Here is an 11341-nt window from a genome sequence, read left to right as displayed (position 1 = left end):
GTGCCTGCCCGGTCCCGGCCAGCAGCCCACCGTAGCGGTCTGCAAGTTCCTGCTGGAACCGATGCCACTGCTCGACCACCGGCGCACCAGCTGCCACAACCCACTGCGGCGCCGGCGCAGCCGGCATCGACCACGACGGCACCGACCACAACGGCACCGACGGCACCGACGGGTCCAGCTTCGGCATGGGCAGGTCCAGCTTCGGCATGGGCATGTTCACTGCCGGCAGCGGCGGCGGGGTGGGCGGCGGCGTGGGCGGCAGGGCCTGCGTGCCGGCACCCACAGCCGTCGGATCATCGACCCCGGCCTGGTAGCCCGTGGACGTGTCCCCACCAACCGGTGTCGCCCCCACCGGCATGACCGGCCTACCGTCCGGCGTGAAATCGATACGAGGCACCTGCACCCCGGGCTGCATCACGGCGCGACTCAACAGGAACCCGAACACGCTCGCGGCCGACCCCCCCGCCCCCGACAGCGCCCCGGAAAGAAGGTCCGCACCAAGATTGTCGAAGTCGTAGTACCCCTCGACCATCAAGCTGGCACCGATACCGAAGAGCCCCTCCCCGAGGGTCTCCGTCACGGGCCGCGTCAGCACATCGGTCAACAGAATCTTGGTGGCATCCGACACGCCCAGCTTGCTGACAGCCCCGGCGACAGCGCCAGCGACCTTACCCAACGCCGGCCCCGCCACCGTGCCGAGGAACGCCACCGCCCCCGCGAACGCCGCCTGCTTACCGACCGCCGACCAGTTCACCCCGGACTGCAGACCATCGGTCATCATCGACACCTCGGCCAGCAACGCAGAACCCGGCATGAACAACATCTGCACAGCCGTGCCGCTCGCCGCCGAGCGGACCAACGCCGAACGCAGAACCGCCTGGATGATGGACCGTGTCTGGGCGACGTGTGCCGCCGCCCCCACCGGATTCCAGAACCACATCGCGGCGGCGACGGCGAACTCGGCCTGCATGAAGCTGAACATGGCCACCGCCGTACGCTTGCCGGTCTCCGTCTCGAGGAAGAACTTCTTCTCCGCCTCGATCACGGCGAGCAGCAGGTCGGCCGTCTCGGCCATCTTCCTCACGAACGGAGCGGTCTGGGCCACGAACCGGTCGAAGACCTCGCCCTCCCCCGCCTCCCCGACCGCCCTGATCGTCTGCTCCAGCAACGGACCAAGCACCGTACGCACCCGATGCTCCAGCACCTCGGCCGTGCCGATGTCCTGCCACAACAACGGCAGCTTCGTCCGGGACAACTTGAACCCGGTGAAGCCTTCCAAAACCCGCATCGCGCTCTCATCGAGCTCAACGGTCGGAACGGCGGCGGCCAACGCGCAACGCTCCTTCCCCGCCCCGGATCAGCCGCGCTGACCGCCGCTCATCCGGAACCAAACAAGTGCCGGGCCACTCAGCGGTGGCACACCGAGCGCACGAACGCCGGGCACAACACCTTCAACCGCTACAACACCGCTACGAACGCAAAGAAGACGTGGCCAACGCTCACGCCGACCTCGCCGACGCCATCGTCACCATCCGCAGCCTCATCCGTCAGGCATCGATCTCGTACCGGAGGGACACCCGCCCCACCCACCGACCATGAAGGCCACCCACCTACGCGACCTCCCCACCAGTTGACCGAAAATTCCGAGCACGATGTTCCCCCCAGCAACTCCACCCGCCGCGCCAGGGCACCCTCATTCAAGAGCACGATTTCACCCATGACGCCGCCGCATCTCGGCCCGCAGTCCCTCGTCGCCCAACACGCTCACCCCCTCACCCCCCTGCTATCTCACGGCCGGGCCGTAGCGGCGGGTTCACTTCGGGCAACAACGTTCAACGGCCCCGGTACCCGCGGCGTTCGTCCCCCACCGACACAGGGCCCGAAAACGGCTGGGATACGTAGCGAACAGGGCGGGAACGGACGGCGCGAGGCGCGGGGTGCGGGGCGCTCAGAAGGTGGGCAGACGGGCCAGCCACCGGCGGACCTCGGCGCGGCTGCGCAGCCGGACCAGCGGCAGTTCCGGCGCGTGGGCGGCGCGCGCGGCGAACACCCGGGGACGGGACACCCGGGGATAGCGCCGGACATAGCCGAGGAAGTCGAGGTCGAGGCGCTCGGGGCAGCCGGCGGGTAGGTCCGCCCGGCCCGCCGCGCGCGGATCCCAGCGGCGGCGGACGACCCGGGCGAGACAGAGGAGCCAGGGCAGGTCCACCAGGACGAGCAGGTCGGCGCGGGGCAGCCGCAGGTCGAGGGTGCTGCCGTAGTTGCCATCCAGCACCCAGGCGGGAGCGGCGGCGAGCGCCGCCACGGTCTCCCGCCAGCGCGTCTCGTCGGGTACGGTCCAGCCGGGCCGCCAGTAGTGTCGGTCCAGGTGCACCACCGGGAGGCCGAGCCGGCGGGCGACCTCGCGGGCCAGGGTGCTCTTGCCAGCGCCCGCGCTGCCGACGATCAGGACGCGTTGCACGGATGGACGCTAACCCGGGCCACCCGGGACGGAAAGCACGTTTCGCGGGACGATCGGGTCAGCGGCCGGCGGAGCCGGCGAGTCGGCGGATTCTCGGACCGGCGATTCAGCGGTTCAGCCAACCGGGCGGGTCAACTGCCGGCGGATCCTCGGACCGGGCGGAGGCTCGGGCCGGAGGATCAGGGGAACCGGCGGATCAGGGGCTGCGGGGCAGCGGGGACCGGTCGGGCGGTGATGCCAGCGGCGTCGAGCGCCAGTTTCCGAACCGGACGTCGGAGGTCGGCGTCGGGCGTCGGCGACATCACCGCCGGTCGGCCTGGGTCACTGACGGGTGTCCATCGACGTCTGCAGCGCACGGCGGGCCTGCTCGCGCGCCTCGTCGGTGGTCTCGGGCTTGGGCTTGCTCGGCATGGACGTTCCTTCCAGGGGCGCGGGCCACCAAACGGTGACCCGGCGGGCATTCGTGCTGACTGCCCCGGGGCGGTCCGGGATCGCCGGAGCGGCCGGTTTGGGCAGCGTGAGCCCGGGTCGGTCCGACCCTGGAGGGGGGTATCGCCGGGTGTGGCGTGACCACCCGCGACCGCACCACTACACCGCGGCGACGATCGATACCCAAGCTATCGTTCAGGTTCACGTACCGCCCACTGTTCCCGGAATCTGGACCCATCCGTGGACGGCTTCCGGCCGTCGTGGGCTTCGCGTGCGGCGGTCAGCGGGCCAGGAAGTGCCACCCCAGCCACCACCAGAACCCGAACAGGCCGATCCGGCCGACCGGGACGGGGCCGACCTCGTACCGCATGACGTAGGCGCAGACGTCTGCCAGCGACGGCACGCGGGAACCCTCTCGGCGGGACGCCCACTCGACGGCGGCGAAGAGGGCCAGCGCGGTGAGGAAGCCGGTTATGGCGAGCGCGCGCATCATCGCCGGACCAGTCCCCAGAACGCGGCGAGCCAGGCGAACCAGGCCGCGGAGCGGACCAGCTCGTCCTCCAGCAGCGGATCGGCCAGCCGGGAGAACGTCGGGAAGTCGTCACCGGTCGCCAGAACGAAGGTGGCTCCCTCGAGGACGCCGAAGACGGCGACCGGAAGGACCCACCAGAGCGCCCCCGGACCCAGCCGGCGCGGCGCGGGTCGGCGCGGCACCCGGTTGCCGAGGCCGAGCCAGATCAGCGCGCCCCCGGTGCCGAGGGTGTAGAGGTTGGCGGAGGTGGAGAACGAGGGCAGTTGCCCGCCGACCAGGGAGAGACAGACCAGCACCGGCACGGTGACCACGGGGCGGTCCCACGCCCGGGACTCCGTCGCGGTGAGCTCGTGGGGGTGCTCCATCCCCCGATTCTCCTCGCCGTCACCGAGCGCGGAAAGACCGGTACGGCCCGGAGTCTGCCCTGATCTACGCCCCGATCAGCGCCTTGTCCAGCTCGGCCCGGATGCCCGCCACCACCTCGTCGACGCTGCCGTGGCCGGTGAATCCGGCCGCGAACCGGTGACCTCCGCCGCCGAGGGCGACCGCCACCCGGCTGACGTCCACCGCGCCCTTGCTGCGCATCGAGACCGCCCACTCCCCCGGGCGGACCTGCTTCACCACGCAGCTCACGTCCGCCTCGGCGGTGCAGCGCACCGAGTCGATCAGGGCCTCCAGCACGTACGGCCGCTGGCCGTGCCGCGCCAGGTCGTCGAGCGTGGCGTACGTCCACACCAGCCCGCGGCCGCCGGCCGCCTCCGGCTCCAGCCGGGCTCGCCCGAGCGCCTCGCCGAAGAGCCGCACCGCGCCGAAGGGGCGGGTGTCGAAGACCCGCCGGGAGATGTCGCCGGGCCGGATGCCGGTGGCCAGCAGCCGGGCCGCCAGCTCGTGCACCGCCGGGGTGGTCGCCTCGAACCGGAACGACCCGGTGTCGGTGGTCAGAGCGACGTAGAGGCACTCCGCGATCGCCGCGTCCAGGCTCACCCCGAGGCGGGTCAGCAGCTCCTCGGCGACCACCGACGTCGCCGCGGCGTGTGGGTCGACGAGGTTGATCCCGCCGAACCGGGTGTTCGAGGCGTGGTGGTCCAGCACCAGGGCGCAGCCGGCGGTGTCCAGCCGGTCGACCAGCGCGCCGAGCCGCGACTCACTCGCCGCGTCGAAGCAGACGACCAGCTCCGGCGCCGGGTACGCCTCATCCTCGGGCACCAGCAGGTCGAGCCCGGGCAGGGCGCGGAACGGCTCGGGCACCTCGGGTGGGCCGGGGAACGTCGCGCGCAGCCGGCGTACGCCGAGTTGGCGCAGGCCCAGCCCGAAGCCGAGCATGCTGCCCAGCGCGTCCCCGTCCGGGTTGACGTGGCAGATCAGCTGGATCCGGGCGTCGGCCGGCAGGTCGCGGACCGCCGCGACGGCCGCCGCCCATTCGGCCTCGACCGGGGCGCCGTCACGTGGTCCGGCCCCCGCGTCGACAGGGGCGCCGTCACGTGGTCCGGCCCCCGCCTCGACCGGGGCTCCGACCGACGGGACGCCGGCTTCGTCCGGGCCGGTGTCCGCCGGCCCGGACGTGGCGTCGGTCACGGCCGACCCGCGCCGCGCGGGGCGTCCTCGTCGTCGGAGTCCTCGTCCTCGGAGTCCTCGTCGGCCTCCTCGTCCAGCCGGTACGGCTGGGCCTCGCCGGCGTACTGGGCGCCGGCGGCCAGGCGCTGCACCTCGGCGTCGGCGGTGCGGGCCGCCGCCAGCAGGTCGTCGATGTGCTTGACCTGGTCCTGGACGTCGTCGAGCACGAACGTCAGGGTCGGCGAGTGCCGCAGCCCGAGGGCCTTGCCGACCGTGCTGCGCAGCATGCCCTTGGCGCTCTCCAGCGCCGCCGCGGTGCTGGACTGGGCCGCCGCGTCGCCGAGCACCGTGTAGAAGACCGTCGCGTCCCGCAGGTCGGCGGTGATCCGCGCGTCGGTGATGGTGATCATGCCGAGCCGGGGGTCCTTGATCTGGCTCCGCACCACCGACGCGACCAGTTCGCGAATCCGCTCCGCGTGCCGGCGTACCCTGGCCGGATCCGTCATCTCGCCCACCTCCACGGCGTCCCGTTCCCGACCGGATCGGCGGCGCGGGAAGCCACCGGCGATCCGACCGGCCAACAACTTCTGACACTACCCGCGTGCCCGGACCGGCCGCGGGTCCGCCCGGCACCGCCGGTGCGACGCGCCGCCACGAGCTTCGACGCGTCCACGGTGCGGCCGCCGTCAGTCCTCCTCGCCGTAGAGGCGCTGGCGGACCGACAGCAGCTCGACCTCGGGGCGGCCCGCCACCAGGCGCTCGCAGGAGTCGAGCACCTCGCGCACGTGCGCGCCCTCCGCGGCCACCACGGCCACGGCTATCTGCGCCCGACCGTGCAGGTCGAGCGCTCCCACCTCGGCGGCCGACACCTCGAAGCGGCGCAGCGCCGCCACGATCGGCCGTACGTATGATCTCTTGGCCTTGAGCGACCGGGAGTCGCCCGGCAGCAGCAGGTCGAAGACCGCGGTTCCGGTGAACATCGCCCCGGACGATACCCGCAGCTCCCCCCACATGATCAAGGGGTTTACGCCTTTCGGGCGTAAACCCCCTGATCAGGGTGTCGGACGCGTCAGGCGCGCGGCTTCTCCCGCATCTCGAAGGTCTCGATCACGTCGCCGACCTGGACGTTGTTGAACCCGCCCAGGGTCAGACCGCACTCGAAGCCTTCGCGGACCTCCGTCGCGTCGTCCTTGAACCGCTTGAGGGAGCTGATCGTGAGGTTGTCCGCCACGACCGCCCCGTCCCGCAGCAGCCGCGCCTTGGCGTTGCGGCGGATGATGCCGGACCGGACGATGCAGCCGGAGATGTTGCCGATCTTGGACGAGCGGAAGACGTCGCGGATCTCCGCGGTGCCGAGCTCGACCTCCTCGTACTCCGGCTTGAGCAGGCCCTTGAGCGCGGCGTCGATCTCCTCGATGGCCTGGTAGATGACGGTGTAGTACCGGATCTCCACGCCCTCGCGGTCGGCCATCTCGCGGACCTTGTTGGCGGCCCGCACGTTGAAGCCGATGATCGTGACCGCCTCGGACGAGGCGCTCGCGAGCATGACGTCGCTCTCGGTGATCGCACCCACGCCCCGGTGGATGATCCTGAGCTGGACCTCCTCCGGGATGTCGAGGTTGAACAGGGCGTCCTCGAGGGCCTCCACGGAACCGGAGACGTCGCCCTTGAGCACCAGGTTGAGCGAGGTCTTCTCGCCCTCCTTGAGCTGCTCCATGAGCGTCTCGAGGGTGGCCCGGCCGCGGGAGTTGGCGAACGCCGCCGCCCGCCGCCGCGCCTGCCGCTGCTCGGCGATCTGGCGCACCGTGCGGTCGTCCTCGGCCGCGAGGAAGGTGTCGCCCGCCCCGGGGACCGCGGTGAGACCGAGCACCAGCACCGGACGGGACGGGCCCGCCTCGGCGACCTGGTTGCCGTTCTCGTCGAGCATCGCCCGGACCCGGCCGTGCGCCCCGCCGGCGACGATCGAGTCGCCCGCCCGCAGGGTGCCCTTCTGCACCAGCACCGTCGCCACCGCGCCGCGGCCCTTGTCCAGGTGCGCCTCGATGGCCACACCCTGCGCCGGCCCGTCGATCGGAGCGGTCAGCTCCAGCGACGCGTCGGCGGTGAGCAGCACGGCCTCCAGGAGGTCGTCGATGCCGATACCCGGCTTGGCCGCCACGTTGACGAACATGGTGTCGCCGCCGTACTCCTCGGCGACCAGGCCGTACTCGGTCAGCTGCTGGCGGACCTTGTCCGGGTTGGCCTCCGGCTTGTCGACCTTGTTGACCGCCACCACGATCGGCACGTCGGCCGCCTTGGCGTGGTTCAACGCCTCGATCGTCTGCGGCATCACGCCGTCGTCGGCCGCGACCACCAGCACCACGATGTCCGTCACCTGGGCGCCACGGGCACGCATGGCGGTGAACGCCTCGTGACCCGGGGTGTCGATGAAGGTCACCGCCCGGTCCTCGCCCTCGTGCGGGACGCGGACCTGGTAGGCGCCGATGTGCTGGGTGATGCCACCCGCCTCGCCGGCCACGACGTTCGCCTTGCGGATCGCGTCGAGCAGCTTGGTCTTACCGTGGTCGACGTGACCCATGACGGTCACCACCGGCGCACGGCTGACCAGGCGGTCCTCCGACACCTCCGCGTCGAGGTCGATGTTGAACTGCGCGAGCAGCTCGCGGTCCTCGTCCTCCGGGCTGACGATCTGCACGTCGAAGCCGAGGTGCTCACCCAGCAGCAGCAGGGTGTCGTCGGAGCAGGACTGGGTCGCCGTGACCATCTCGCCCAGGTTGAACATCTCCTGGACCAGCGAACCCGGGTTGGCGTTGATCTTGTCGGCGAAGTCCGACAGCGAGGCGCCACGGGACAGCCGGACGACCTGACCCTGACCCCGGGGCGCGCCCGAGCTCATGGTCGGGGCCGACAGGTTGTCGAACTCCTGTCTGCGCTGCTTCTTGGACTTGCGGCCACGGGTCGGCTTGCCGCCCGGACGCCCGAAGGCGCCCGCGGCACCGCCGCCACGGCCACGACCGCCGCCACCCGGACGACCGGCGCCACCGGCCGGGGCGCCCGGACGGAAGCCACCACCGGCACCGCCGCCGCCACCGGGACCGCCGCGGAAACCGCCGCCACCGCCACCGCCGCCACCGGGACCGCCGCGGAAACCACCACCGCCGCCGCCACCACCGCCACCGGGACCGCCGCGGAAACCACCGCCGCCGCCACCACCGGGACGACCAGCGCCGCCGCCACCGGGGCGACCCGCGCCGGGGCCACCGGGGCGACCGGGGCGCTGGCTCGGCATGGAGGCCGGGCTGGGCCGCGGCGGCATGGAGGCCGGGCTCGGCCGCGGCGGCATCGACGCCGGGCTGGGCCGGGGGCCGCCGGCACCCGCGGCCGGGGGCCGCTGCTGCTGGCCACCCTGGATCCCGAACGGGTTGTTACCGGCGCCGCGCGCCGGCGGACGACCGCCCGGACGCGGGCCGGGGCCCGGGGTCGGCGCGCCACCGCCGCGGCCGGCGGCCGGGGAACCCGGACGGGGCGGCATCATGCCCGGAGCCGGGCCCGGACGCGGCCCGGGGCGGGGACCCCCCTCGGTCGGAGGCTCCCGGCGGACGGTCTCACGCTGCTGCTGGCGGGCGGCCTGGGCGGCCTTGACCGCGGCCTCCTGCTCGGCCTTCAGCGCGGCGGCACGCGCCTCGGCGGCGGCCACCTCGATGTCGTGTGCGCTCGCCGGCTTGGCGACCGGGGTCGCCACCTGCGGCGGGCCGGGGACCGGCCCCTTGGGCTTCGGCCCGGGGGTCGGCGGGCCGGGCCGCCGCGGCGGCATCGGCTTCGCCGAGATCCGGGGGGCACCCGGGGTCGGAGACGGCGTCGGGGTCGGCGTCGGAGCCGGGGCGGCCGCCGGCGGGGCGGCCGGCGCCGCGGCACCGGCGGAGGCGACGAATGCGTTGCGCAGCCGGCGGGCGACGGGCGCCTCGACGGTGCTGGACGCGGACTTCACGAACTCGCCCATTTCCTTCAGCTTGGCGAGAACGGTCTTGCTTTCGACCCCGAGCTCCTTAGCAAGCTCGTGTACGCGGGCCTTACCTGCCACTGCACTCCTCACTCCGAGGTCGTGCGGGCAGCACCCGCAGCGACCTCACTCGTGCACTTGAAGCCTGGTCATTTCTGCGACTTCATCGTGTGCTCATGTCGGTCGTCCTACCTTGCTAGCGACCCTCGCCCGGTCGGGCTGACCGGACGTAGTGGTTGGCGCATCGAGATGCTCGGCCAGCTCACCGTGGTCGACGACCCCGGTGACGCGCAACGCGCGCCCGAAGGCACGACGCCGTAGTGCCAGCGCGAAGCAGGCCGGATCCGGGTGCATGTTCGCTCCCCGACCCGGCAGCCTGCGAGCCGGATCGACTCGAAGGCTGTGACCAGCCTCGTCGCCGACCGCGACGATCCGCAGCAGTTCCCTGGCCGGCGCACGTCGCCGGCAACCCACACAGGTGCGCTCCGGCAGCGCGCGTCGTACCACCGGAAGAAGTCTACCCCTAGCTACCCGAGATCGCGCCGCCCGGCTCCGGGAGGTGATCAGCCCCGCCCCGCGCGACCGCCGCGGTCTGCTCCGCATCCGACCGGATGTCGATTCGCCAACCGGTCAGGCGGGCAGCAAGCCGGGCATTCTGCCCCTCCCGACCGATCGCGAGCGAGAGCTGGAAGTCCGGCACGGTCACCCGGGCCGTCCGGGTGGCCAGGTCGACGACCTCGACCCGCAGGGCCTTGGCCGGCGACAGGGCGTTCCCGACAAAAGTGGCCGGATCGTCCGACCAGTCGATGATGTCGATCTTTTCGCCGTGCAACTCGCTCATGACGGCCCGGACGCGCTGGCCCATCGGGCCGATGCAGGCGCCCTTGGCGTTCACGCCCGGCGCGGTCGAGCGTACGGCGATCTTCGTCCGGTGACCTGCCTCACGGGCGATGGCGCCGATCTCGACGGTGCCGTCGGCGATCTCCGGAACCTCCAGGGCGAAGAGCTTCTTCACCAGCCCGGGGTGCGACCGGGACAACGTGATCTGCGGGCCACGCATGCCCTTGGCCACGTGCACCACGACGCAGCGGATCCGCTCGCCGTGCGTGTACCGCTCGCCCGGGACCTGCTCCGACTGCGGCAGCACGCCCTCCAGCTTGCCCAGGTCGACGGTCACGATGCCCTTCTCGGCCCGCGCCTCGTGCGCCTGCACCACGCCGGTGACCAGGTCGCCGTCGCGGCCGACGTACTCGCCGAAGTGCACCTCGTCGGTGGCCTCCCGCAGCCGCTGGAGGATCACCTGCTTGGCCGTCATGGCCGCGATCCGGCCGAAGTCGTGCGGGGTGTCGTCCCATTCCCGGGCCACCGTGCCGTCCTCGCCCAACTCCTGGGCGTAGACGGAGGCCGTGCCGGACTTCCGGTCGATCTCCACCCGGGCGTGCGGCTCCGCCCCCTCGGTGTGCCGGTACGCGGTCAGCAGCGCCGTCTCGATCGCCGCGAGGATCGTGTCGAACGGGATCTCCCGCTCGCGCTCGAGTGCGCGCAGCGCCGCGAGGTCGATGTTCACCTCTCCTCGTCCTCCACATCATCTTCGTCGTCGATGTCGTCAGTGTCGTCAAGGTCCTCGGCGTCGCCGAGGTCGTCGTCACCCAGTTCGTCGAGGCGGTGGAACTCCACCTGCACCCGGCCGGGGCCCAGTTCGGCGTACGTCCACTCCGCGCGGCCGGACTCGGTCTCCAGTGTCACGCGCTCGTCGTCGGCCGCCACCACCCGGCCGGTGACCTGCCGGTCGCCCGTGGCCTGCTCGGCGCGGGGGCCGGGCAGGGCAGCCCGGGTGGTCACCTTCACCAGCCGGCCGACGTTGCGCCGCCAGTGCCGGGGCAGGGTGAGCGGGCGGTCCACGCCCGGCGAGCTGACCTCCAACTGGTACTCGCCGGCCAGGATGTCGCCGCCGGACTCCTCGGCCGCGTCGAGGGCGGCGGAGACCGCCCGGGAGACGTCCGCGACGGCGTCCAGGTTGATCCCGCCGTCGGCGTCCACGATCACCCGCACCACGTGCCGGCGGCCGGCCCGCGAGACGGAGAGGTCCTCCAGGTCGTACCCGATCTGGTTCACGACCGGCTCGATCACGGCGTGCAACCGGGCTCGGCGGGCGGAGAGGTCACCCCGGGGGCCGCCGATGCGGTCGCCGCCGTCGCCCCGCCGCGGGCCGTCGGCGCGCCGGGGTCTCCCGGTCGGCCCCGTCGGCCTGGTGGCACGGCCACGCTGCGTCATCTGGGCACCCCTTCATGATCGACGACGCCCCTCGGGACGCCATGCCGGCACGCCACCGGAGCGGACACGCCGGTGGCTGCGCAGAGCGTAA

General features: G+C 72.6%; 11 protein-coding genes. All 11 read right to left on the bottom strand.

Annotated elements, in window-relative coordinates; translation table 11 throughout:
• Positions 1–1330, bottom strand: a 1330-nt coding sequence (locus ACGFIZ_RS20490) for a hypothetical protein (RefSeq protein WP_393421385.1), incomplete at its 3' end; no start/stop codon positions are given.
• A 618-nt stretch (positions 1331–1948) separates the two neighbouring features.
• Positions 1949–2461 carry an AAA family ATPase gene (locus ACGFIZ_RS20485; RefSeq protein ID WP_393421383.1) on the bottom strand — a complete coding sequence of 171 codons (513 nt, stop codon included), beginning with the start codon at positions 2459–2461 and terminating at the stop codon, positions 1949–1951.
• Positions 2462–3170: 709 nt separating this feature from the next.
• A complete protein-coding gene (locus ACGFIZ_RS20480) occupies positions 3171–3380 on the bottom strand; it encodes a DUF6186 family protein (RefSeq protein ID WP_347670513.1) in 210 nt (69 codons plus the stop codon).
• Positions 3380–3787 (bottom strand): hypothetical protein, encoded by a 408-nt coding sequence (locus ACGFIZ_RS20475; RefSeq protein WP_393421381.1) that lies wholly within the window; start codon positions 3785–3787, stop codon positions 3380–3382. The genes ACGFIZ_RS20480 and ACGFIZ_RS20475 overlap by 1 nt, the downstream gene beginning before the upstream one ends.
• A 64-nt stretch (positions 3788–3851) precedes the next feature.
• Positions 3852–4997, bottom strand: coding sequence for a bifunctional oligoribonuclease/PAP phosphatase NrnA (locus tag ACGFIZ_RS20470; RefSeq protein ID WP_393421379.1), 1146 nt, complete (start codon positions 4995–4997; stop codon positions 3852–3854).
• A complete protein-coding gene (rbfA, locus tag ACGFIZ_RS20465) occupies positions 4994–5482 on the bottom strand; it encodes a 30S ribosome-binding factor RbfA (RefSeq protein WP_393421377.1) in 489 nt (162 codons plus the stop codon). The genes ACGFIZ_RS20470 and rbfA overlap by 4 nt, the downstream gene beginning before the upstream one ends.
• Before the next feature lie 180 nt (positions 5483–5662).
• On the bottom strand, positions 5663–5956 hold the full coding sequence (locus ACGFIZ_RS20460; RefSeq protein WP_393421375.1) for a DUF503 domain-containing protein: 294 nt from the start codon (positions 5954–5956) through the stop codon (positions 5663–5665).
• Between the two features lie 89 nt (positions 5957–6045).
• Positions 6046–9057, bottom strand: a complete 3012-nt coding sequence (infB, locus tag ACGFIZ_RS20455) for a translation initiation factor IF-2 (protein ID WP_393421373.1) — start codon at positions 9055–9057, stop codon at positions 6046–6048.
• Positions 9058–9150: 93 nt separating this feature from the next.
• Positions 9151–9483 (bottom strand): YlxR family protein, encoded by a 333-nt coding sequence (locus ACGFIZ_RS20450; RefSeq protein ID WP_393421371.1) that lies wholly within the window; start codon positions 9481–9483, stop codon positions 9151–9153.
• 16 nt (positions 9484–9499) lie between these two features.
• The gene (gene nusA / locus ACGFIZ_RS20445) at positions 9500–10543 is read right to left on the bottom strand and encodes a transcription termination factor NusA (protein WP_393421369.1); all 1044 of its coding nucleotides are present in this window, start codon (positions 10541–10543) and stop codon (positions 9500–9502) included.
• Positions 10540–11250: a ribosome maturation factor RimP gene (gene rimP, locus ACGFIZ_RS20440; protein WP_393421367.1), complete on the bottom strand. Its 711-nt coding sequence runs from the start codon at positions 11248–11250 to the stop codon at positions 10540–10542. The genes nusA and rimP overlap by 4 nt, the downstream gene beginning before the upstream one ends.
• Between the last annotated feature and the right edge of the window lie 91 nt (positions 11251–11341).

Origin of the sequence: Micromonospora sp. NPDC048830 (genome assembly GCF_043198215.1) — a bacterium.
In the GTDB taxonomy this organism is placed as follows: Bacteria; Actinomycetota; Actinomycetes; order Mycobacteriales; family Micromonosporaceae; genus Micromonospora.
Note: the sequence above shows the minus strand (reverse complement) of the source record. Positions and strands in the feature narration are given on the sequence as shown.

Bases quoted from the DNA above. Each gene is read 5' to 3' on its own strand.
- ACGFIZ_RS20475 (WP_393421381.1), bottom strand. From the start codon at position 3,787: ATGGAGCACCCCCACGAGCTCACCGCGACGGAGTCCCGGGCGTGGGAC.
- ACGFIZ_RS20480 (WP_347670513.1), bottom strand. From the start codon at position 3,380: ATGCGCGCGCTCGCCATAACCGGCTTCCTCACCGCGCTGGCCCTCTTC.
- rimP (WP_393421367.1), bottom strand. From the start codon at position 11,250: ATGACGCAGCGTGGCCGTGCCACCAGGCCGACGGGGCCGACCGGGAGA.
- ACGFIZ_RS20460 (WP_393421375.1), bottom strand. From the start codon at position 5,956: ATGTTCACCGGAACCGCGGTCTTCGACCTGCTGCTGCCGGGCGACTCC.
- rbfA (WP_393421377.1), bottom strand. From the start codon at position 5,482: ATGACGGATCCGGCCAGGGTACGCCGGCACGCGGAGCGGATTCGCGAA.